The sequence below is a fragment of the Kitasatospora purpeofusca genome (assembly GCF_042691725.1).
Lineage (GTDB): Bacteria > Actinomycetota > Actinomycetes > Streptomycetales > Streptomycetaceae > Kitasatospora > Kitasatospora purpeofusca_B.
Window position 1 is genome coordinate 4,655,356 of the sequence record NZ_CP170483.1, and the last position, 21,663, is coordinate 4,677,018.

The window sequence follows — 21,663 nt, forward strand, 5'->3', positions numbered from 1 at the left end:
TGCGCGGACCGGGCGATCCCGCTCTTTCACCATTTGAAAAAGCACATCTTGTCCACGACGTCCCCGGACGGGGACGATGAGGCTGGACGTAGCGCACGCAATCCCTCCCCCTGTCAGCCAACAGCCTTGTCCGGGTACCCGCGAACCCTCACCCACGCGCGGCCGGGCAGAACGAGAGGTGTCGGTGCCATGCAGCACAGCACAGTCCAGGGCCACCTGACCATGAACCTGGTGGTCTCGCAGGAGCTCACCTTCCGCATCGTGGTCGACCTCGACTACGACCCCGCCGACCCCTACGCGGTCCGCTTCACCTTCCACCTGCCCGGCGACGAGCCGGTCACCTGGGTCTTCGCCCGCGAGCTGCTGCTCGACGGGCTGGCCCGGCCGTCCGGTGAGGGCGACGTCCACATCCACCCGGTCGGCGGGGAACTGGGCGAGGTCTGCCTGGTGCTGCGCTCCCCCGACGGCGACGCCGTGCTGCACGGCTCCGCGCCGCCGCTGATCGCCTTCCTGGCGCGCACCGACCGGCTGGTGCCGATGGGCGAGGAGGCCGCCGCCGGCGACCTCGACGCCCAGCTCGAACTCATCCTGCACGGCCACGAGAACGCCGGGTGATCCGCCGGCGGGCACAGGACGCGCATCGAAAGGGGCCCGTACCCGGGTGTTTCACCGGGTACGGGCCCCCTCCGTGCGGGCCGGCACGGGACGCGCTCAGTCCTCGTCGAGGGCGAGGTTGAGGCCCCAGGACACCAGGCTGACGATCAGCGCGCCGAACAGCGCCGACCAGAAGCCGTCGACGTGGAAGTCCAGGTCGAGCTTGTCCGAGGCCCAGGAGGTCAGCCAGAGCATCAGCGCGTTCACCACGAAGGTGAACAGGCCCAGGGTGAGGATGAACAGGGGGAGCGAGAACAGCTGCACGACCGGCTTGATGAGCCAGTTGACCACGCCGAACACCAGCGCCACGGCGAGCACCGTGAGCGTCTTGTGCTGCCAGTCGTCCCCGGTGAGCGTGATCCCGGCGACGATCCAGGCGGCGACCCAGATGGCCGCCGCGTTGATCAGTGTCTTGATGACGAAACCCTTCATGGGGCCAGCGTCCCAGGTCGGTCAAGCGGAGCGGTGTCCCGGCCGGCGGGTGGTGTGGAATGCCGGTGGTGTTCCCGCCGCCGGAGGACCGAGGCGTGTCCGAGGGCGCTGAGCAGGGCCGGTTAGGGTCGGGGCATGAGCAGCCTGAGCCTGACCGAAGAACTCTGGGCGGCGATCGAGCCGGTCTACGCCGAGATCCTCGACCACCCCTTCATCGCCGGCCTGACCGACGGCACCCTGCCGCGGGAGGCGTTCCGCCACTTCGTCGTCCAGGACTCGCACTACCTGCGCGACTACGCCCGCGCGCTGGCCGTCTGCGCGGCCAAGGCGCCCGGCGAGGAGGAGGTGCGGGCCTTCGCCGACGACGCGATCGGCGCGCTGGCCGCCGAGCAGGGGATGCACGCCGAGTTCCTGGACGCCTTCGGCGACACCGCCGAGGGCGCCGCCGCCGAGCCGGTGCTGCCGACCACCCGCGCGTACACCAGCTACCTGCTCGCCACCGTCTACGGCGGCTCCTTCGCGGAGGCGGTCGGCGCGGTGCTGCCCTGCTACTGGATCTACGCCCGGGTCGGCGAGCGGCTGCTCGCCGAGGGCTCCCCGGACCCGCTGTACGCGAAGTGGATCGCCACCTACGGCGACGAGGCGTTCCAGTCGGTGGTGCGCCGGGTGCTGGCGCTGACCGACCGGCTCGGCGAGGAGATGTCCCCCGCCGAACGGCGCCGGGTGACCGAGCACTTCGTCACCACCTCGCGCTACGAGTGGATGTTCTGGGACGCCGCCTGGCGCGGGGAGGCCTGGCCGGTCTGAGCCCCGCCGCGGGACTGCTCCGGGGCGGTGCCGGGGGTGTTCCCCGAGGTCGGGGCGGGGGTTCACCCGGGGGCCGGGGTCGGGGGGATCTCCGGGTTCTCTCGGGGCCGTTGGGCCTCGTTCCGCCCCGCGCGTCACCGTACGATCGAAGTACCGAAAGCGAACGGGATGCGGCACCGGACGGCAGCCGACCCCTTGGGGAGAGAAGGAACGGACATGGCTGAGCTCTGGAAGTCGCTGCCCTCGTGGGTGCGGAACATCGTCGTGCCGGTGCTGGTACTGGTGCTGGTGTGGAACCTGCTGATGTTCGTCTTCGGCGTGGTCGGCGCGCTGCTGGCCTTCGCCGTCAAGGCGCTGGTGGTGGTCGGCATCGCCGCCGCCGTGGTGGTGCTGGTGAAGAAGGCGGCCAAGCACTAGCCAGGACCCCGGAAGAGCCCGACGCCCGCGCCCCTTGGGGGGACGCGGGCGTCGGGCGTTTCCGGGAGTGCTCAGGCGGCCTCGCGCAGGAAGGCGTCGAGGTCCCGGTGCGGCCGCCAGCCCTGGGAACGGGCCCGGGCGAGGTCCAGCACCACGCCGCGGGAGAGCTGGTCCACCGCGTACGGGGTCAGGCCGGGAAGCCGTCCGGTGCGGGCGGCCAGCCGGGCCAGCGGGGCCGGGACGTGGTGGATCCGGGCGCTCACCCCGTGCGCGGCCAGCACCGCGCGGACCACCGCGTCGCGCCGGTAGGGGCGGGCGTCGGCGATGTTGTAGGCGACCGGCGTCCACGGGCGGTCGCCGGTGCGGCCCGCGCCGACCGCGGACAGGCAGGCGTCGGCGAGGTTCTGCACGGCGGTGAGGCTGAGCCGGACGTCGCCGCCGGGCAGCAGCAGCCGGCCGTGCCGCACCCGCTCCAGCAGCCGGGGCACCAGATGAGGGTCGCCCGGGCCGTAGACGGCGCGCGGGCGCAGCACCACGGCGCCCGCCGCGAGCGCGAGCCGTTCCCCGGCGGCCTTGGTGCGGCCGTACGCGTTGAGGTGGCCGGCCTCGGTGGGGTGGTGCTCCCGGACGGACTCGCGGCCGGGCCGGGGGTCGTAGACGCTGGCGCTGGAGACCCAGGCGAGCGGCCGGTCCCCGGCGGCGCGCAGCAGGTGCTCGGTGCCGGTGACGTTGACGGCGTGCTGGGCGGCCTCGGCCTCGGCCCCCGGGGGCAGGTCGGCGACCGCGGCGGCGCAGTGCACCACCGCGTCGACGCCGGTGAAGTCGGGCTCCCCGGCGGTGGCGTCCCAGCGGATGTGCTGACCGGCCGGGCCGGGGCGGCGGCCGTAGCAGAGCACGTCGTGGCCGGCGGCGACGGCGGCCCGGACGACGTGCGAGCCGCAGAAGCCGCTCGCGCCGGTGACGGCGATCCGCATCGGGTCTCCTCGGGGGTTCGGGCGGTGGTGTTCCGGGGCGGGGGGCAGGTGGGGAACAGGCGGGGATCAGGCGGGCGCGCGGGTGGCGCGCAGGGTGAGTGCGGCCCAGCCGGGCAGGGCGGACCGGCGGTCGACACGGGCGCCCGTGACCACCGGGGCGTACGGCGCGAGCGCGAGCAGCAGGTCGGCGAGCAGGGCGCGGGCCGCTCCGGCGCCGGGGCAGGCGTGCGGGCCGGCGCCGAAGACCGCCTGGGCGGCGGCGGGTCCGGGGGACGGCGCCGGCCGGTGCGCCCCGGCGGCGTGCCGGGCGACCAGGACCAGCCGGTCGCCCTTGCGGACGGCCCGGCCGGCCAGTTCGGCGTCGGCCGCGGCCACCCGGGGAGCAGCGGCGAGGGGCGGTGAGCCGGAGCAGCTCGGCGGCCAGCGCGGGCGCGCCGGCGGCGTCGACCGAGGGCCAGAGCCCGGCGTCCGCGCACCAGGCGGCGGCCCGGGGGAGGGCGGCGACGGTGGTGTTGACGGTGGCCACCGCGACCATCGCGTCCCGGGGTCGGGCAGCAGGTCGGCCAGGTCGGCGGCCCGCGCGGCGGCCCTCCGCGCGGCGTCGCGCGGGCGCGGGCCGGGCAGGTGGTCGCGGGCGGCGGCCGCGGCGGCCTCGGCGGCGGCGCCGGCCAGGGCGTGCGGGCAGCCCGTCGCGCCGGTCAGCGCGGCGGCCGTCAATCCGGCCAACGCGCGGGACAGCGCCACGAGTTCGAGCTCGCCGGTGGCGAGCGCCGGGACCCGGTCGGCGAGCACCGCCTGCCAGCGCGGGCGGAGCCGGTCCACCGCCGCCGAGTCCAGGGCGGCCGCCAACTCCCGGCGGGCGGTGCGGTGCTCGGCCCCCTCCTGGTCGAACAGCGCGCCGCCGTAGGTGAGTTCGGCGGCGGCTCCGCCGGTGGTGCCGGGCGCGGTGCGGTCCAGCGGGATCCGGGTGAGCGCCTCGCGGTAGGCCTCGGCGCCGTGCACCAGCACGGTGCGGCCGAGCCGGGCCACCGGACGGCGGCGGGTGGCGGCGAGCAGCGCGAACAGCAGCGGATGGCTGCGCAGATAGACCCGGCGGTCCCGGCGGCGGGCGCCCGGGTGCCGGGCGGGCTCCGGTCCCGTCCCGCCGGTCATATCGCCAACTGCCGGGCGCAGTAGGCCGCGGCGGCCGCTCGGTCGGGCTTGCGGGAGCGGCCGGCCAGCGGCACCTCGCCGAACAGCAGGGCGTCCGGGCGGGCCGAGCCCATCCGGTCCAGCGGGCCGGTCAGCGCGCCGCGCAGCCGCCGCGGGTCGGTGCCGGGCGAGGGCTGGACGAGGGCGACCAGCCGCTCGTCGCCCTGCCCGTCCGGGACGCCGACCAGCACCGCGAGTTCGACGCCCGGCAGGTGCAGGGCCGGCTCGTACAGGCCCGGGTAGATGTTCTCGGCGCGGCGCAGCACCATGTCCTTGAGCCGGCCGGCCAGCACGATCCGGCCGTCCGGGTCGGGCGTGGCGCGGTCGCCGGTGCGCACCCAGGGCTCGGGTTCCTCGCCCAGGTAGCGGTGCCGGGCGCCGGTGCCGGCGAGCAGCAGTTCGCCGTCCGGGCCGAGGCCGGTGCGCACGCCCGGCAGCGGGGCGCCGACCAGGTCGCCGGGGCCGGTGAAGGCGCTCTTCTCGGCCTCCTCGACGGCCGCCGCCGGGAACAGCTCGGTGAGCGCGTAGACGCCCCAGGCCTGCTCGGCGCCGGCCTGCTTGACCCGGCGGAGCAGGGCCGCGTCGGCGGGCGCCGAACCGGTCCAGACCCGGCCGGTGAACCGGGCCCCGGCGGCGAGCGCGGCGCGCAGCTGCGGCGGGGTGAGGTAGCTGTGGGCCGGGGCGAGCCGGGCGAACTGGCGGGCCAGTGCGGCGGGCTCGCGGGCCGGCAGGGCGACGGCGGCGCCGGCGGTGAGCGCGGGGACCAGTACGAAGAAGGTGCCCCCCAGCACCACCGTGCCCGGCCGGGGGTCGACCAGCTCGGTGACGGTGCGCAGCCCGGCGGCCAGGCCGCCGCGGGAGTGCACGACGGCGCGCGGGTCGGCGGTGGTGCCGGAGGTGAAGACGATCACGGCGTCGCCGTCGCGTTCGGGCACGGCGCGTGCGGGGATGCTCGGCACCGACGCGCCGAAGGGGTTGGTCCGCAGCCGGGGTGCGCAGCCGGGCAGCCGGTGCCCCAGCGTGGCGACCGGGCCGAGGGTGTCGAGCGGGGGCAGCGCGAGGTCGGCGCGGCGGGCGAGCGGCCCGGCCCAGCCGGCCACCGCCTGGGCGGCGGCGTCGGCGAGCACCAGGTCGGGCCGGGCCAGGGCGAGCCGGGCGGCCAGCACGTCGGGGCCCGCGGTCGGGTCGAGGACGGCGGTGCGCAGGCCGAGCCGGTGCGCGGCGATCAGGACGGCGAGGGCGCGCGGGCCGGGGCGGACGGCGACGCCGAGGGTGTCGCCGTCGCGCAGGCCGCGGGCGTGCAGGGCGACGGCGTGGTTGTCGGCGAGGTCGGCGAGTTCGCCGCGGCGGATCCGCACCCGGGTGGTGCCGAGCCGGGTGTGCCGCAGCACGGCGGGGCGGTCGGGGTGGACGGTGCGCAGGGCGTGGGCGAGCCGGTCGAGCACGGCGTGTCCTCGGGTTTCGGCGGGGCGGGCGGGCCGGTACGGGCGGGGGTCAGCGGACGTCGACGGCGCGGGCGCCGGCGCCGCGGTCCAGGTACCAGCGGGCGGTGCCGACCACCCCGTAGGCGCGGATCCGCCGGGTGGAGTTCTGCACCACCATGTCGCGGCGGTGGACGATCGCGGTGGTGTGCCGGCGGACCCGGTTGACGAACAGCCGGTCGGTCGGCGAGGGGCGGCGCGGCATGCCGCCGACCGCCTCGTACAGCGCGGCGGTGATCGCCATGTTGTTGCCCGCGTGCATCCGGTACCGGGTGAGGTAGCCGTGCCGGCGCCGGTGCGCGGGCCGGATCCGGCCGAACAGGGCGCCGAGCGCGACCAGGGCCAGGAAGACCGCGCGCCCGGCGGGCCCGTGCTCGTCCCGGCGGGCGGTGACCCGGCCGCAGACCAGGCCGCCGCTGTCGTGCAGCGCGGCCCTGGCGGCGGCCGTCCAGCCGGGTTCGGGCAGGCAGTCGGCGTCGGTGCGGGCGAGCAGGGTGGCGCCCCGCGCGACGGCGTGCCGGAACGCGGTGTCGACGGCGCAGCCGACGCCCTTCTCGGGCTCGACCAGCACCTCGACCGGGAACGGCGCCCGGGCGGCGAAGGCGCGGACGGCCTCCACGGTGCCGTCGGTGGAGCCGTTGTCGGCGACCAGCAGGGTGAAGTCCCGGTCCCGCTGGGCGGCGAGGGCGTCCAGGGTGCCGGCGATCCGGGCCTCCTCCTGGTAGGCGGGGACGATCACCCACAGCGTGGTCACGAAGCCTCCCAGACCATCGTCATCAGGCTGACGCCGCCGCCGAGCCCGAGCATCAGCACCTTGTCGCCAGGCGCCAACTCGCCGTGTATTCGGTCGAGTTGCATGCCTATCGTGGCGCTGGCGACATTGCCGAGATCGGGTACGGTGACCACCAGCTTCTCCTCCGGGACCCCGGTGGCCGCCATGAACCGCTCCAGGTAGGGGACGGTCACCTGGTGCACCAGCACCCGGGCGTAGTCGTCCCAGCCGAAGCCGGTGCGGGCGGCCACCCGGGTCAGGATGTCCAGGCCGATCTTCTCGAAGACGGCGCGCAACTCCGTGCCGCCGCCCCGGAAGTAGCTGTACTCGTCGCCGCGCGGGTGGCGCGAGCCGCCGCCCGGTATGCCGCCGATCTCCCAGTGCTCGGAGGCGGTCTCGGTCTCCACGTCGAGGATGCCGCCGCGCTCCACGGCCTCGACGACCACGGCGGCGCCCGCGTCGCCGAAGGTGTAGCCGGCGAATCCCTCGCGGAACTGCTCCGCGCCGCTCGGGTCGCGGCGCATCGCCCGGCTGGGCGTCTCGCCGGTGACCACCAGGGCCCGCCGGGCCCGGCCGGCCAGGATCATCGCGCGGGCCAGGTCGATCCCGTTGAGGAAGCTGTTGCAGGCGTTGCTGACGTCGAACGCGTGGGCGCGGGAGCCGAGTTCGGCCTGGACGAGGTGGGCGGTCGCGGGCTCGGCGACATCCCGGGTGGCGGAGGCGAAGAGCAGCAGGTCGAGGTCGAGCGGGTGCAGTCCGCGGGAGTCCAGGGCGCGCCGGGCGGCCCCGACGGCCAGCGTGGAGGCGTACTCGTCGTCGGCGGCGAAGTGCCGGGTGACGATGCCGGTGGCCTTCTCGAAGGTCCGCGCCGGCAGGCGCAGCCGGCCGCCGGCGGTGATCTCGTCCTGGAGCTGCCGGGAGGTCAGTCGGCGGGCGGGGAGCTGGGCTCCGACGGCGGTGATGCCGATCCGCGCGGTGGCTGCTGGGTGCATGCCCTCATCGTGCGGTGGGCCCGGTCGCGGCCGCCTGAGTACGGGTACTCAGGCGGCCGTAACCGGGCTACCCAAACGGGGTCAGTCCTCCGTGCGGGCCCGCTCGGCGAAGCCCGTGGGCACGGCGTCCACCGGCGCCGCGTCCACCGGTACCGGGACGGCCGCCGCCTGTGCCGCCTGCGCCGCCGCCGGGGCGGCGCCGTCCGGGCCGACGGTGGACAGCAGCTGCCGGGCCACCCCGAGCCCGGTGCCGCCCATCGCGAGCGCCTTGGCGAACAGCTCGCCCATCCCGTCGGCCCCGTTGAGCAGCACCATGTGCTCGACGTTGCCGAAGGAATCCGCGGCGGCCCGGACGATCTGCGGCCACTGCTCCGCCAACTCCTGGGCCACCACGGCGTCCTGGTTCTCGGCCAGGGCGTTGGCGCGCGCCTTGATGCCCTCGGCCCGGGCCAGCCCGATCGCCCGCGCCGCCGTCGCGTCGGCCAGACCGCGCGCCTCGGCCGCGGACGCCTCCGCCTGCCCGGTCGCCGTGGTCGCCTCGGCCTGCGCCAGCCCGCGCACCCGGGTGGCCTCGGCGTCCGCCTCGGCCGCGACCCGCACCCGGCTGGCCTCGGCGGCCGCCTCCAGTTCGGTCTCCCGGGCCTGCGCCTGCGCGGCCGAGATCCGCGCGTCGCGGGCCGCCTCGGCGGTGGTGCGGGTGTCGTACGCGCGGGCGTCGGCGGGCTTGCGCACGTCGATCTGGAGCTGCTGCTCCTTGCGCCGCGCCTCCAGCTCGGCGACCCGGGTCTCCTGGACCACCACCTCCTGCCGGGCGGCGGCGTCGGCGAGCGGACCGGCCTGCCGGGTGCGGGCGTTGGCGGTGTCCATCTCGGCCTGGTACGAGGACTGCTGGATCTCGCTGTTGCGGGTCGCCTCGGCCTTGCGGGCGGCGGCCTCCTGCTCGGCCTCGGTGGCCAGCCGGTCGGCCTCGGCCTGGGCGATCCGGGCGTCCCGCTGGACGGCGGCGGCGTGCGGGATGGCGAGGTTCTTGATGTAGCCGGTCGGGTCGATGATCTCCTGGATCTGCAGGGTGTCGATGATCAGCCCGAGCTTCTCCATCTCCAGCCCGGAGGCGGCCCTGGTCTCGCCGGTGAGCCGCTCGCGGTCGCGGATCATGTCCTCGACGGTGAGCCCGCCGACGATCGAGCGCAGGTGGCCGGCGAAGACGTTGTGGACGCGCTGGCTGATCAGCTTCTGCTGGTCCAGGAAGCGGCGGGCGGCGTTGGCGATCGAGACGTCGTCGTCGCCGACCTTGAAGATCACCACGCCCTTCACCCGGACCGGGATGCCCTGGGTGGTGACGCACTCGACGTTCAGCTCCGCCTCGTTGAGGTCCAGCGAGAGCCGGCGGACCCCCTGCAGGCCGGGGGTGACGAGGGTGCCGCGCCCGGTGACGATCCGGAAGCCCAGGCCGTCGCCGACCCCCTCGGTGCGGTGCCGCGAGCCGGAGATGATCAGTGCCTCGTTCGGCTCGGCCACCCGCCACATGAGTTTGAAGAGCGTGATCCCGATGACCAGTGCCCCGACGGCGGCCCCGGCGATGACGAATCCCATGGTTCAACTCCCCCTTCAGGCGCAGGAGATGCGCCGATTCGGATTGTCCGCCCGGGTCGTCCCGAGGGAAAGGGAAGTGACCTGACTGCCCGTCACAAGGTCGTCACCGGACGGTCATCGGAGTGTCACGGGCCGATCGGCGCCACGTACACCGTCCTCGGCGGCTGGTACTCGATCACCACCACCGGCGTCCCGATCGTCAGCCGCTCGCCGGGCACGGCCAGGTAGGCGAGGAACGCCTCGGTGCCCTGACGCTCCGGCACGTGCACCATCACCTCGCCGACCAGCCCCGCGCCAACCGCCCCGGAGACCCGCCCCGTGCTCCCGACCACGCCGGCCTCCTCGCCTCGTCCGCTCAGGGGCCAGTCTGCCCGCAGCGGCGGCTCCGCGTCCCCCGTTCACCGTCCGGACCTCGACGTTCCCCCTCCCGGACCCCTCTGGACCTCGGGCGATCGGCTCGCTACGGTGTTGGACGTCATGCGCGGGCAACACCGCCTGCGGACGCGGGAGCTCGGAGCACCGGGCTGAGAGGGCGCTGAACGGGACGTCGACGGACGGACCGGCGGCTGCGCCGACCGCAGGAACCTGACCGGGTAATGCCGGCGTAGGGAGTTTGAGGTCCGATGACCACCTTCGATGCACAGCCGCAGCCTGCCCCGGCCCGGTCCGGCCCGCAGGGCGCCGTCACCAGCGCGGGCACCGGCTACCCCACCCCGGCCTGGCGCAAGGCCCACCGCGAGGGGTCCCGCCCCGACCTGCGCGTGCCGTACCGCGAGGTCGTGCTCACCAACGGGAGGACCGTCCCGCTGTACGACACCTCCGGGCCGTACACCGACCCGGACCACGAGCCCGACGTGCGGCGCGGCCTGCCCGCCCTGCGCGACGCCTGGATCCGCGGGCGCGGCGACGTCGAGGAGTACGAAGGCCGCGAGGCGCGGCCCGAGGACGACGGCATCCGGCACACCTCGCCGCGCGGCGGCGACCTGCGCAACCTCGACGCGGTCTTCCCCGGCCGCCCGCGCCGCCCGCTGCGCGGCCGCGACGGCGCCGCGGTCACCCAGCTCGGGTACGCCAAGCGCGGCATCATCACGCCCGAGATGGAGTTCACCGCCCTGCGCGAGGGCCTGGCGCCCGAGTACGTCCGCGACGAGGTCGCCCGCGGCCGCGCCGTCATCCCGGTCAACGTGAACCACCCCGAGGTCGAGCCGGCGATCATCGGCACCAACTTCCTGGTGAAGATCAACGCCAACATCGGCAACTCCGCCGTCACCTCCTCGATCGAGGAGGAGGTGGAGAAGATGACCTGGGCCACCCGCTGGGGCGCCGACACCGTCATGGACCTCTCCACCGGCCGCAACATCCACACCACCCGCGAGTGGATCCTGCGCAACTCCCCCGTGCCGATCGGCACCGTGCCGCTCTACCAGGCGCTGGAGAAGGTCGACGGCAGGGCCGAGGAGCTGAGCTGGGAGGTCTACCGGGACACCGTCGTCGAGCAGTGCGAGCAGGGCGTCGACTACATGACCGTGCACGCCGGGGTGCTGCTGCGGTACGTGCCGCTGACCGCCCGCCGCAAGACCGGCATCGTCTCGCGCGGCGGCTCGATCATGGCCGCCTGGTGTCTGGCGCACCACCGGGAGAACTTCCTCTACACCAACTTCGAGGAGCTCTGCGACATCCTGGCGCGCTACGACGTCACCTTCTCCCTCGGTGACGGCCTGCGCCCCGGCTCGATCGCCGACGCCAACGACGAGGCGCAGTTCGCCGAGCTGCGGACGCTGGGCGAGCTGGGCCGGATCGCCCGCGCCAGGGACGTCCAGGTGATGATCGAGGGGCCGGGCCACGTCCCGATGCACAAGATCAAGGAGAACATGGATCTCCAGAAGGAGATCTGCGACGAGGCGCCCTTCTACACCCTGGGCCCGCTCACCACCGACGTCGCGCCGGGCTACGACCACATCACCTCGGGCATCGGCGCCGCGATGATCGCCTGGTGGGGCACGGCGATGCTCTGCTACGTCACCCCCAAGGAGCACCTGGGCCTGCCCAACCGCGACGACGTGAAGACCGGCGTCATCACCTACAAGATCGCCGCCCACGCCGCCGACCTCGCCAAGGGCCACCCCGGCGCCCAGGCCTGGGACGACGCCCTCTCCGACGCCCGCTTCGAGTTCCGCTGGGAGGACCAGTTCAACCTGGCCCTCGACCCGGAGACGGCCCGCGACTTCCACGACGAGACGCTGCCCGCCGAGCCCGCCAAGACCGCCCACTTCTGCTCGATGTGCGGCCCGAAGTTCTGCTCGATGAAGATCAGCAAATCCATCAACGAGAAGTTCGGCAACGGCGCGGCCTCGCCGGAGTACGACGCGCAGGCCGTCGAGGGCATGAAGGCCATGTCCGAGGAGTTCAAGGCCCAGGGCAACAAGGTCTACCTGCCCCTCGCGGACTGACACACCGCACCCGAGCGCCGTCCCGACCGACGCGGGACGGCGCTCGGGCCCCGGTGGCCGGTGGAAGGTGTCGCGTCCTACGCTCGTGGCGCTCCACTTCGGCCCGAGGTGGTGTCACCGGGACCGGGCAGCTCGCGCCGGGTGCGCAGCGGTGAGAAGAAGATCGGTACCCAGACCGTGGCCAGCCCGGCCGCGCCGACCCACAGGGCGGTGCGGACCGAGGCGAGTTCGCCCAGCAGACCGGCCAGGGCGGCGCCGACGGCGAGTGAGCCGGTCAGGACGACCCGCATGGTGGCGTTCATCCGGCCGAGCAAGTGGTCCGGTGTCACGCTCTGGCGGAAGCTGACGTTGATCACGTTGTCGATGCCGACCTTGCACGTGGTGATCAGCCAGGCCCCCGCGGCAAGCCAGAGGGCCGGGCCGCGATCGGCCAGCGCCAGCAGGACGCCGAACGGCGCGACGGCCAGGCCCATCAGCCACAGCACCCGACCCGCGCCGAGTCGGCGGGCCAGCCGCCGGGCCGACTGCGAACCGATGAACACGCCGAGGCCACCGGCCGCGAAGTACAGGCCGATGACACCGTCGGAGAGGCCGAGTTCACGGGTGAACAGCACCGGCAGCATGGTCTGGCAGAGCTGGATGGACAGGTTGGTGCAGGCTCCGGCGAGCGCGATGGCCCGGAGGGTCGGGTGGCCGAAGACGAAGCGCAGGCCCTCCCGGATCTCGCCGCTGAGGCGGGCGTCGCGCCGGTGCTGCGGTTGCGGCTCCGCCCGGCGGATGCGCAGCAGAAGGATCGCCGACCACAGGTAACTGGCTGCGTCGACCACGACCGCTGTCGGGGCGGACAGCAGCGCCACCAGGAAGCCGCCCGCGCTCCGCCCGCCGATCTGGGTGAGGGCGTCCACTGTCACCAGGTGGGCGTTGGCCGGGGTGAGCTGGTCCCGCCCGACCAGGTCGGGCAGTTGGCTCAGCGTGGCCACGTCGGAGAAGACCGTGGCCACGCCCGCCAGCAGGACCACCAGGTAGAGCTGTTGGATCGTCAGGCAGTCGAGCAGCCAGGCGGCCGGCACCGACCCGAGGAGCGCGACCCTGGCGAGGTCGGCGGCGATCATCACGGGTCGCTTGCGGATCCGGTCCACCCAGGCTCCGGCCGGCAGACCGATCAGAAGGAAGGCGAGGGTGCTCAGCGTTGCCAGCAGACCGACCTGTCCGGCCGAGCTGTGCAGGGCCAGGACGGCGGTCAGCGGGATCGCCAAGGAGCTCACCGCGGTGCCGAGCTTGCTCACCGCGGCGGCGCCGATGAGCAGGCGAAAGTCCGGGTTCCGGAGGACCGAAGGATGCGGATCGGGCGTGCGAGCGGCCGTGTCCGGCCCGTGGGCGATCTCATTGCTGGTCATGGAGTGAGGTTCCTGCCGCGCCGCCCGGCGGGCGAGGAATTTAGGCTGGCCTGAATCCTGACCCGCCGGCCGCCGGGTCTTGCGCCGCAGAGGGGGCTGCACCGTGCTGGACCTGGCATTCTCCGTTCGTGACCTGGCCCGCACCCGGTTCGCTCTGTCGCCGCTGTGGGAGGTGGTGGCCAGTGTCAGGGTGCTGAAGCATCCGGCCGAGCACCCGCTGCACCGCCCGTGGATCGATCAGGTCCGTCGCCGGTTGGCCGCCTCGGGGCTGGACTGGCGCCTGCTCGCCGATCTGGTCCCGGACCCGCCCCGGTCGATCCCGGTCTTCATTGCGCCACCACCGACGACCTCGGTCGCTGATCTGGGACTTGAGCTTGCCGTTCTGCGCGCGACGCCACCCGAGAAGGTCCGGTCCGGCCTCAGCGGCCGACGGGCGCCGCGCTCCGAGCGGATCGATCAGCTGCGCGGCGATCCGCACCGCGGTCTCGGCGAACTCGCCGAACTGGTGGAGAGCTACTGGGAGATCGCACTCGCGCCGCACTGGCCCCGGATGCGCTCTCTCCTGGAGGGCGACGTGCTGCACCGGGCCAGACTGTTCGCCGAGCACGGAGCGGATCAGCTGCTGGGCGACCTGGCGTCCAACGTGGCCTGGGACGAGGACACCCTGTACGTCGGGCACCACTATGTCCGCGGCAGCCGGCAGCTCGGCGGGCGCGGGCTCCTCCTTGTTCCGTCGGTGTTCGTCTGGCCCCGGGTCTTCTCCGTCATCAGCCCGAACTGGCAACCCACCCTGCGTTATCCGCCGCGCGGCGTAGCCACGCTCTGGGAACGGCGATCCGCCGTCCCGCAGGCACTGGCAGCGGTCATCGGCCGCTCCAGGGCCCGCCTGCTGGTCGAACTCGACACCCCCGCCTCGACGACCGACCTGGCCCACCGCACCGGGATCACCGCCGGAGGAGTCTCCCAGCATTTGACCGCTCTGCGCACCGCCGGCCTGGTCGACGCACACCGCAGCGGCCGGTACGTGCTGTACGTCCGCACAGCGGCGGCGGAAGTCCTGGTGGCCGCTTCGGAGGCCCGGCGCGACGAGGCGGCTGTGCTGCCTTCCGGCTGAAACTCTCCGCCATGAAGATCAGTCAGAAGATCCGCGACGCCACCTCCCGCTGGTCGGCCGACCCGGGACACCTGAGCGCCGCCCCGATCACCTCGGGGCGGCGCTTCGCCGTCCTCGGCTACTTCTCGGCGCCGCCGAAGACCATGCGGTGTCCGCGCGCGGTGTCCATGTACTCACGAACGCGGTGGATCAGCCCGTCACGGAGTTCGAAGACCAGACAGTAGTCATTGGCGTAGTGACGGCCGTTGGCGAGCGTGGCGGTCATGGTCTCCTCCACGATCACGCGCTCGCCGTCGGCATGGAAGCCGTGGAAGGTGACGTGGACGTCACTGGCGAACAGGCGGGAGAAGTCCTCGGCGAGGAAGCGCGTGATCACCTCCCTGCCGACCATGTGGCTGGGGCGGTCCAGCGCGGTGGCCGTCGCGTTTCCCGGAGGTGCCAGCCACTCGGCGTCCTCGGTGAAGACCGCGGAGATCTGATCGGCGTCGTGGCCGGCGAACGCCTTCCAGGCGGCCTGGACGATGTCGTGGCTGCTCATCGAGCCGCGGGCCGAGGCGGGCGCCGGTCCGGGCGGGGCCGATGAAGCAGCCTCCAGCGTGCGGCGGATCACCGCCGAACCCCGCTCGACGGACTCGGCGATCGGTGCGGCCAGGGCGTCGGGCAGGACATCGGTGTGCCACACGAATCTCGTCCGGCCGCCGGCCTCCGGAAGGGCCTGCATGGACGCGTGGTGGTGGGACGGGTGGAGGCTGCCGCCGATGACCGTGTAGGCGACCCGCATCGCCTCGTGGTCGAGGTCGACGAGCCGTTCGAGCACGACCGTGCCATCGGCGAAGGTGACGGTGCGGGTGTCCGAGCTCAGCCGGGTGCCGGTGACGAACCCGGGCGCCAGCCGCTCGTGCACCGCGCCGTAGTCGCTGAGCACCGACCACACCGCTTCGGGGCGGGCGTCGATGACGAGTTCCTTGTGGATCGAGGCCATGGGTGATCGACTCCTCGTCAGGCCGAAGCGATGCAGAACAGATGGCCCTCGGGGTCGGCGAGAACGGTCCACTCGCCTTCGCCGGGCTGGAACTGCGGCTTGGTCGCCCCCGCCGAGAGCAGTTCCTTCACCGCGACCTCGGGATCGGCGACCGTGAAGTCGAGATGGGCGTGCTTCGCGGCGTCGGGCCAGCCGGGCCCCCGGTAGCCGGCGACCCGCTGGAAGGTCAACCCGACCGGCCCCCTGCCGAGTTGGACGAAGTCGTCGTCCGCCTGCCCGATCTCCCAGCCGGTGACCTTGCGGTAGAACTCGGCGAGGGCCCGGGGATCGGCGCAGTCGATGGTGATCGCGGTGAGCTCCGCGTGGACGGCCATGGATGGCTCCCTTCGTGTCATCACGTGAGCCCCAGCATCCGGGGCAAGGGCGCCGAAGGTCTTGAAGATCCTTGCGGGCCGTTCTGTCGTACCCGGCGGGTACCGTTCGCGGCATGCTGTCCGCATCGACCCTCGCGGCCCGGCCGGAGTTCACCGTGGCCGTGGTGGGGTGCCGCTCCGACCACGCCCGGTGGTCGCAGCCGGAGACCCGCGACGATCACCGCCTGGTGCTGGTGCGGCGCGGCAGGTTTCGGCGATCGGCCGACGGCACCGACGCCGATCTGGACCCGACCATGGCCTACTGGGGCGCGCCCGGCGAACAGGAGCGCTTCGCACACCCGGCCGGCGGCGACGTCTGCACGTCGGTCAGCTTCGAGCCCTCCCTCCTCGGGCGCCCGCCCGCCGCGACGACGGTGCATGTCGACGCGCGCGTCGATCTCGCCCACCGCCGTCTGGTCGCCGCCGCGGGCACCGGTGACATCGACTACGCGCTGACGGAGGAACTGCTCCGCCTCGTCGCGGCCGCGGCCGGTGAGCCGGCCGTCCGCTCCCGGCCGGCCGACCGGGCGCTGGCCGCGGCGGCGCGCGAGGCGATCATCGAAGGGGCCCCGGAGGCCGAAAGGCTCTTCGCCCTGGCCGCGCTGCTGGAGGTGTCGCCCTACCGGCTGAGCCGGGTGTTCTCCAGGGAGACGGGCGTCTCGCTGACCCGCTACCGCAACCGTGTACGCGTCGCCCGGGCCATGGACCGGATCGCCGAGGGCGAACCCAGCCTCGCCCACCTGGCAGCACAGCTCGGCTTCGCCGACCAGGCGCACCTGACTCGCATCGTCCGCGAGCACGTGGGGCACACACCCACGGTGCTGCGCCGGCTGCTTGCCCCGGTTCGCGTCCCGCGAGGCTTTCGCTAGCGTTCCGGTTGCTTCGGCAGGGCTTCGCGCAGGCGGTCGACCAGCACCCGGGCCGCGGGGCTCACGGGTCCGGTGGCCCGCCAGGCGAGAGCGATGCGGGCACGGATCTCGGGCTCGACGATCCGCAGGGTCCGGAGCTGTCCCTCGACGCCGGGCTCGTCCTCGCCACCCGGTAGCACGGCAACACCCAGGCCCCGGGCGGCGAGCTTCGCGAGCACATGCGGGGCTGCCGCCTCGAAAGCGACCCGGGGCCGGAACCCTGCCTGCGCGCAGCCGCGTTCGAACGCCGCGCGCACCCCGGTGCCGCGCGACAGGCAGATCAGCGGCCGATCGCTCAGATCGGCCAGCGGGACGCTCGTGCGGTCCACGCGGTCGAGAAGCGGATCGCCGGGTGCGACGGCGGCGACCAGCGGAACATCGATCACCGTCTGGAAGGCCATCCCGGGCGGGGGTTCCTCCGCGGTGAGCCCGAGGACGGCGATATCGAGCTCGCCGGCCAGGAGCGCGGCCTGCATCCGCTCCGTGGTGTCCTCGGTGAGTGCCACCTCCACCGCGGGGTGGGTGTCGTGGAAGTCCGCGAGGAAGGCGGCGATGTCGAAGGCGTGGCCCGTGGCGCTGGAGACCAGCCCGAGCGTGACCCGTCCGCGCAGCAGCCCGGTGTACGCATCCACCGTCTGACGCACCGCGTCCGCCGCGGCCAGGGCGGCGCGGGCGTACGGCAGGACCGCCCGGCCCACCTCGGTCGGCGTCACGGACCGGCCGGAACGGTCGAGCAGGGGTTGCCCCAACTCCTTCTCCAGTTGCCGGATCTGGGAGCTGAGGCCGGGCTGCGCCAGATGCAGTCGGGCAGCGGCGCGGGTGAAGCCACCGTCCTCGACGACGGAGACGAAGTAGCGCAGCTGGCGGAGTTCCATAACCGGTGATTCTAGATCGCAGCAGAATTGTCTACTGGAGATATCGCTTGCCCGGCCGCAGGCTTGATCACATGGCGAACGCGAGTGCACGTACGGAATCGAAGGCCCGGGCCGGCGCGGTGACCACGCGCATCCGGCTCCTCCAGGGGGCGTCCCTGTTGTCCGCCGGCCTGCTCGCCGGAGCCTTCGGCTACGGCGCCGCCAACCTCGTCCCGACCTTCAACGCCGTGCCGATCGACATGAGACTCCACTTCCACACCGAGCTGATGAAGATGAACGGCATCACGATGCAGGGGGCGATGGCGGTCTCGGCCCTCAGCTCCCTCGCCCTGGCCGCCTTGGCACGCGGCCGCGCCCGGATCCTCGCCGGCACGGCAGGGGCCCTGATCGTCACGTCCTTCCTGATCACCCGGTTCGGGAACATCCCGATCAACGGCCGCATCAAGCAGTGGGCCGCCACCGCGCCGCCCGCCGACCACGCGGAGATCCTGCGCCGATGGGAACTGTTCAACGATGCCCGCACCTTGACCGCGGTGGCGGCGTTCGCCGTCCTGATCACCCTCGCCCTACGCGAGACAGGGCGAGTGCCGGCCGCGAGCTGAGCCCGGCCGAGAGGTCCGCGGAGTTCGCCGCCCACGGCAGCCGGGTCCGTCGGTCAGCCGGGTCCGTCGGTCAGGCGGCGTCCTCGGGGTACCAGCGGAGTTCGACGGTGTTGCCGTCCGGGTCCTGGACGTAGACGGAGGTGGCGTTGCCGCGGGCGCCGTAGCGCTGGACGGGGCCCTCCAGGACGGTGAAGGTGCCGGCGTCGATGACCTCCTGCCAGTCGAGCGGGTCCACGGTGAGGCAGATGTGGTCGACGTTGGACTCGCCGCGCGGGCGGGCCGTCAGGTCGATGATCGTCTCGGGGGTGACCCGGACGGACGGGAAGGAGACCTTCCCGGCCCGCCACTCCTCGACCCGGACCGGCTCCAGCCCGAGCAGGCCGCTGTAGAACTCCAGCGAGCGCTCGACGTCGCGGACGTTGAGCACGAGGTGGTCGAAGGCCTTCACGCGCAGGGCGGGCATGGTGGCTCCAGTCGGGGAGGGGCGTCGCGGCGGACGCGGCCGGGTGCTGTTCCTCCACGATCCACCGGCCGGCCGGTGCCATCAAGGCGGCATCGGTGAACGATCATTGAGACGGGCTGAACAACGGGAGGGGCGCGCCGGGTGCTCGCCGTGGCGGCCGGGCATCCGCCGGCGGGCGCCGCCTCGGTGTCGCTGGAGGTCCTGGGCGACCACCCGGTGGTGCAGTACCCCGAGGTGACCTCGGCGGCTTTCAAGCGGGACCGCACCCCCGACCGCACCCCGTCGGGGCGCCGCCCGGTGCCGAAGGGCCCGGTCGGGGGCACGTTCGCGGAGATGCTGACCCTGGTCGTGCCGATCCGCGACGCCCCGCCGATCGAGCGCGGGCCGGTCCGGCTGGAGGGGAGCACCACGGAGCGGATCCGCGCGTTCGTCCGGGCGGCGGCGGACTCCGTGGCGCGGGCGGCCTCCGTGGCGGCGGACCGGGTGCCGGTGACGCTCCCGGAGCGGGCCGGCCCCCGCGGGTCAGACCGGTAGGCGGGAGACCAGCAGCCGGCCCTCCATCGTCACGCCGCCGTCCATGGCGACGGCCAGCTCGTCCGCGTAGACGTACGGTCCCGGGACGTGCGGCGGCATGCCGTCGTCGGCGTGCACCGCGCCGGTGAGGTACGGGATCGGGCTGTGCCCGTGCACGACGCGCGCGCCGCCGTAGGTGTCCAGCAGCTCGCGGACGGCCGTCGGGCCGGGCTCGCCGCGGAAGGCGAACCGCTTGGTGAACCGGCGGAAGCAGTCCCACCACTCGTCGACGCCCTCGTCCGCGAGCAGGTCGTGGACGGCGTCGTTGACCTCGGCGATGGACTCGCCGTACTCCAGGTACGCGGTGGTGTCGGAGTGCAGCAGCAGGTGGCCGTCCTCCAGGGCGATCGCCGGGAGCCGGGAGAGCCAGCTGATGTGGTGCGCCTCCAGGCGGTCCAGGTCGTTCTGCTGGCCGCCGTTGAGCCGCCAGGCGGCGAGGAAGGAGGCGGTGCCGGCGGTGGACTGGACCGGCTCGTCGCCGTACCTGGCGGCGCCCAGGAAGAGCAGTTCGTGATTGCCCATCAGGGCACGGCAGTAGCCGCCGGCCGCGGCCGCCTCGGCGGCGAGCTGCATGACCAGGTCGATGACGCCGATGCCGTCGGGGCCGCGGTCGGTGAAGTCGCCGAGGAACCAGATCCGGGAGCGGCCGGCCGACCAGTGGCCGTCGGCGTCGATCAGGCCCTGGTGGCGCAGCTCGGCGCGGAGCTCGTCGAGGTAGCCGTGCACGTCGCCGACCACGTAGAGCGGGCCGGGCGGCTCGCCGGGGCCGGGGGCCGGGTACGGGTGGTAGGGCAGGCCGGGTTCGGTGAGCGGGGGGCCGAGCTCGATGGTCGGCGGGTCGTCGCCGCCGCTCTGGGCGTGCACGGTGTGGCCGTGCTCGGGGCCGGCGGCCGGCCAGTGCTGTTCGAGGTAGCGGGCGCCGCCGTAGCCGCTGTAGGTCTCGGCCTCGTAGCCGCCCCCGGAGTAGTCGGCGACGGGTTCCGGTTCGTAATAGGTGCCGTACGGCAGCACGTCGAGGTCCGGCTGGTGGCGTGGGCCTGAGTCCGGGTGTTCAGGCCCGGGGAAGCGGTCCTCGGGTGTCATTCGCCCATCATAGGAAGACCACTCTCCCGGCGTCGTCACCTGGTGGGTATCCAATCCTCCGGAGCGTCAGCCGGTCGGTCCGTCAGGTCCGTTTTGTCCCGACTCGGCAGGGGGTGGGCCGCACGCCCGGGGGTGCGGCCCGGGGTCACACCTCGCCCGGCGGGCGGGGCGGGCTGACCGTGGTGCGCGGGCTCCGGCGTTGGGAGGAGGCGCGGACGATGAGCTCGGTGGGCATCAGGGTGCCGGGCGGCGGGCCGGTGCCGGCGGTGCGGAAACGCGGTGGGAAGAGCCGGGCGATGTCGACGCCGGTGCCGGAGTCCACCCCCTCGATGGCGTCGATCAGCAGGTTCACCACGGTGGTGCCGATCCGCCGGGGCTTGAGCGACAGGGTCGTGATCGGCGGCTCGGTGGTCGCGTACACGTCGCTCTCGCTGCAGCAGACCAGCAGCAGGTCGTCGGGCACCCGCAGGCCGTAGCGGCGGGCGGCGGCGAGCAGGTCGGTGCCGTTGGGGTCGAAGAGGCCGTAGACGGCGTCCGGCCGGTCGGGGCGGGCGAGCAGCCGGTCGGCGGCGACGGCGCCGGCGGCCGGGTCGTGCGCGGGGTAGGTCTCGTAGACCGGCTCCTGGCCGACCTTGGCGCACCAGCCGAGGTAGGCCTCGGTGGAGAGCCGGGTGTAGGTGTCGGTGCTGGTGCCGGTGAGCAGGCCGATCCGGCGGGCGCCGGCCTCGGAGAGGTGGTCGAGGATGCCGAGCACGGCGGCCTCGTGGTCGTTGTCGACCCAGGCGGTGACCGGGCAGTTGCCCGGCTTGCCGTCGCTGACCACCGGGACGCCGGACCGGTACAGCTCGCTGACCAGCGGGTCCTGGTCGGGCGGGTCGATCACCACGGTGCCGTCCAGGGCGATGTTGCCCCAGACGTCGTGGCGGGAGGAGGCGGGCAGCACCACCAGCGCGTAGCCGCGGCCCAGGGCGGCGCTGGTGGCGGCCCGGGCCATCTCGGCGAAGTAGGCGAACTCGGTGAAGGTGAACGGCTCTTCGCCGTAGGTGGTGACGGTCAGACCGATCAGGCCGGACCGTCCGGTGCGCAGGGTTCGGGCGGCCGCCGAGGGGCGGTAACCGAGGCGCTCGGCGACTTCGCGCACCCGGCTTCTGGTCTCGTCGGGCAGGCGGCCCTTCCCGTTCAGCGCGTCGGAGACGGTGGTGATCGACACTCCGGCGGCTGCTGCCACATCCCGGATGCCGGCCCGCTCCAGACGCCGTGAGGTGGTGGGTCGCCGACCGCTCTGGTTGGCTGCTGCTGTCATGGCGGACCGATCGTATGGCTCCTGACAAGGGTCTGTGACCGGCGCATTGGGAGCCTGTGGAGATACGTTTCTCCATGAGTGAGCCCGCGCGCGCCCCTTCGATCCCCGGACGGAACCAGCCGGTTTACCTCTGACATGTGCCAAAGGAACCCGGCAGAATGGCTGATCTGCACCTGTAACCCGACCG

General features: G+C 73.7%; 23 protein-coding genes and 1 riboswitch. Of the genes, 8 read left to right on the forward strand and 15 right to left on the reverse strand.

Annotated elements, in window-relative coordinates; all coding sequences use genetic code 11:
• Positions 1–189 precede the first annotated feature (189 nt).
• Complete coding sequence (locus ACFCLZ_RS19655) at positions 190–615, forward strand: SsgA family sporulation/cell division regulator (protein WP_380277718.1); 426 nt, start codon at positions 190–192, stop codon at positions 613–615.
• 96 nt (positions 616–711) lie between these two features.
• Here the strand turns inward: ACFCLZ_RS19655 and ACFCLZ_RS19660 are convergent, their stop codons facing one another.
• Positions 712–1,086, reverse strand: a complete 375-nt coding sequence (locus tag ACFCLZ_RS19660) for a phage holin family protein (protein WP_380277720.1) — start codon at positions 1,084–1,086, stop codon at positions 712–714.
• Between the two features lie 135 nt (positions 1,087–1,221).
• On the opposite strand from ACFCLZ_RS19660, the gene tenA reads away from it, so the two are divergent.
• Positions 1,222–1,893 (forward strand): thiaminase II, encoded by a 672-nt coding sequence (gene tenA / locus ACFCLZ_RS19665; RefSeq protein ID WP_380277722.1) that lies wholly within the window; start codon positions 1,222–1,224, stop codon positions 1,891–1,893.
• A 216-nt stretch (positions 1,894–2,109) separates the two neighbouring features.
• Positions 2,110–2,310, forward strand: a complete 201-nt coding sequence (locus ACFCLZ_RS19670; protein ID WP_380277724.1) for a DUF5326 family protein — start codon at positions 2,110–2,112, stop codon at positions 2,308–2,310.
• Positions 2,311–2,381: 71 nt separating this feature from the next.
• On the opposite strand, the gene ACFCLZ_RS19675 is transcribed toward ACFCLZ_RS19670, so the two are convergent.
• From ACFCLZ_RS19675 to ACFCLZ_RS19705, 7 genes are all read right to left on the reverse strand, one after another.
• Positions 2,382–3,284 (reverse strand): NAD-dependent epimerase/dehydratase family protein, encoded by a 903-nt coding sequence (locus ACFCLZ_RS19675; protein WP_380277726.1) that lies wholly within the window; start codon positions 3,282–3,284, stop codon positions 2,382–2,384.
• Between the two features lie 66 nt (positions 3,285–3,350).
• Positions 3,351–4,436: a cytochrome P450 gene (locus ACFCLZ_RS19680; RefSeq protein ID WP_380277728.1), complete on the reverse strand. Its 1,086-nt coding sequence runs from the start codon at positions 4,434–4,436 to the stop codon at positions 3,351–3,353.
• Positions 4,433–5,920: a class I adenylate-forming enzyme family protein gene (locus tag ACFCLZ_RS19685; protein WP_380277730.1), complete on the reverse strand. Its 1,488-nt coding sequence runs from the start codon at positions 5,918–5,920 to the stop codon at positions 4,433–4,435. The genes ACFCLZ_RS19680 and ACFCLZ_RS19685 overlap by 4 nt, the downstream gene beginning before the upstream one ends.
• Before the next feature lie 49 nt (positions 5,921–5,969).
• Positions 5,970–6,710, reverse strand: coding sequence for a glycosyltransferase (locus tag ACFCLZ_RS19690; protein WP_380277732.1), 741 nt, complete (start codon positions 6,708–6,710; stop codon positions 5,970–5,972).
• Positions 6,707–7,720: a 3-oxoacyl-ACP synthase III family protein gene (locus ACFCLZ_RS19695; protein WP_380277734.1), complete on the reverse strand. Its 1,014-nt coding sequence runs from the start codon at positions 7,718–7,720 to the stop codon at positions 6,707–6,709. Before ACFCLZ_RS19695 ends, ACFCLZ_RS19690 begins: the two co-directional genes overlap by 4 nt.
• Before the next feature lie 81 nt (positions 7,721–7,801).
• Positions 7,802–9,313: a flotillin family protein gene (locus ACFCLZ_RS19700; RefSeq protein WP_380277736.1), complete on the reverse strand. Its 1,512-nt coding sequence runs from the start codon at positions 9,311–9,313 to the stop codon at positions 7,802–7,804.
• A 125-nt stretch (positions 9,314–9,438) separates the two neighbouring features.
• Positions 9,439–9,645: a hypothetical protein gene (locus ACFCLZ_RS19705; protein ID WP_380277738.1), complete on the reverse strand. Its 207-nt coding sequence runs from the start codon at positions 9,643–9,645 to the stop codon at positions 9,439–9,441.
• Between the two features lie 161 nt (positions 9,646–9,806).
• Positions 9,807–9,941: riboswitch (TPP riboswitch) on the forward strand.
• On the opposite strand from ACFCLZ_RS19705, the gene thiC reads away from it, so the two are divergent.
• Positions 9,937–11,763, forward strand: coding sequence for a phosphomethylpyrimidine synthase ThiC (gene thiC, locus ACFCLZ_RS19710; RefSeq protein WP_380277740.1), 1,827 nt, complete (start codon positions 9,937–9,939; stop codon positions 11,761–11,763). Its footprint overlaps the riboswitch before it by 5 nt.
• Before the next feature lie 77 nt (positions 11,764–11,840).
• Here thiC and ACFCLZ_RS19715 read toward each other — a convergent pair whose 3' ends face one another.
• Positions 11,841–13,160, reverse strand: a complete 1,320-nt coding sequence (locus ACFCLZ_RS19715) for an MFS transporter (protein WP_380277742.1) — start codon at positions 13,158–13,160, stop codon at positions 11,841–11,843.
• 103 nt (positions 13,161–13,263) lie between these two features.
• Between ACFCLZ_RS19715 and ACFCLZ_RS19720 the strand changes: the two genes are divergently transcribed.
• Positions 13,264–14,274 (forward strand): DUF5937 family protein, encoded by a 1,011-nt coding sequence (locus ACFCLZ_RS19720; protein ID WP_380277744.1) that lies wholly within the window; start codon positions 13,264–13,266, stop codon positions 14,272–14,274.
• Positions 14,275–14,392: 118 nt separating this feature from the next.
• On the opposite strand, the gene ACFCLZ_RS19725 is transcribed toward ACFCLZ_RS19720, so the two are convergent.
• Positions 14,393–15,256, reverse strand: coding sequence for a nuclear transport factor 2 family protein (locus tag ACFCLZ_RS19725; protein ID WP_380277746.1), 864 nt, complete (start codon positions 15,254–15,256; stop codon positions 14,393–14,395).
• Between the two features lie 17 nt (positions 15,257–15,273).
• Positions 15,274–15,630 (reverse strand): VOC family protein, encoded by a 357-nt coding sequence (locus tag ACFCLZ_RS19730; RefSeq protein ID WP_380277748.1) that lies wholly within the window; start codon positions 15,628–15,630, stop codon positions 15,274–15,276.
• A gap of 113 nt (positions 15,631–15,743) precedes the next feature.
• Here ACFCLZ_RS19730 and ACFCLZ_RS19735 point away from each other — a divergent pair, with 113 nt between their 5' ends.
• Entirely contained in the window at positions 15,744–16,538 is a 795-nt protein-coding gene (locus ACFCLZ_RS19735; RefSeq protein WP_380277750.1) for a helix-turn-helix transcriptional regulator, read from the forward strand.
• On the opposite strand, the gene ACFCLZ_RS19740 is transcribed toward ACFCLZ_RS19735, so the two are convergent.
• Entirely contained in the window at positions 16,535–17,452 is a 918-nt protein-coding gene (locus ACFCLZ_RS19740) for a LysR family transcriptional regulator (RefSeq protein ID WP_380277752.1), read from the reverse strand. The two genes, ACFCLZ_RS19735 and ACFCLZ_RS19740, sit on opposite strands and share 4 nt — an antisense overlap.
• Positions 17,453–17,523: 71 nt before the next feature.
• Here ACFCLZ_RS19740 and ACFCLZ_RS19745 point away from each other — a divergent pair, with 71 nt between their 5' ends.
• Entirely contained in the window at positions 17,524–18,054 is a 531-nt protein-coding gene (locus ACFCLZ_RS19745) for an anthrone oxygenase family protein (RefSeq protein WP_380277754.1), read from the forward strand.
• A gap of 70 nt (positions 18,055–18,124) precedes the next feature.
• Here the strand turns inward: ACFCLZ_RS19745 and ACFCLZ_RS19750 are convergent, their stop codons facing one another.
• Positions 18,125–18,517, reverse strand: a complete 393-nt coding sequence (locus tag ACFCLZ_RS19750; RefSeq protein WP_380277756.1) for a VOC family protein — start codon at positions 18,515–18,517, stop codon at positions 18,125–18,127.
• Between the two features lie 141 nt (positions 18,518–18,658).
• Here ACFCLZ_RS19750 and ACFCLZ_RS19755 point away from each other — a divergent pair, with 141 nt between their 5' ends.
• Entirely contained in the window at positions 18,659–19,051 is a 393-nt protein-coding gene (locus tag ACFCLZ_RS19755; protein WP_380277758.1) for a hypothetical protein, read from the forward strand.
• On the opposite strand, the gene ACFCLZ_RS19760 is transcribed toward ACFCLZ_RS19755, so the two are convergent.
• Both ACFCLZ_RS19760 and ACFCLZ_RS19765 read right to left on the reverse strand, forming a co-directional pair.
• Positions 19,040–20,173 (reverse strand): metallophosphoesterase, encoded by a 1,134-nt coding sequence (locus ACFCLZ_RS19760; protein WP_380277759.1) that lies wholly within the window; start codon positions 20,171–20,173, stop codon positions 19,040–19,042. The two genes, ACFCLZ_RS19755 and ACFCLZ_RS19760, sit on opposite strands and share 12 nt — an antisense overlap.
• Before the next feature lie 145 nt (positions 20,174–20,318).
• On the reverse strand, positions 20,319–21,476 hold the full coding sequence (locus tag ACFCLZ_RS19765; RefSeq protein ID WP_078879728.1) for a LacI family DNA-binding transcriptional regulator: 1,158 nt from the start codon (positions 21,474–21,476) through the stop codon (positions 20,319–20,321).
• Between the last annotated feature and the right edge of the window lie 187 nt (positions 21,477–21,663).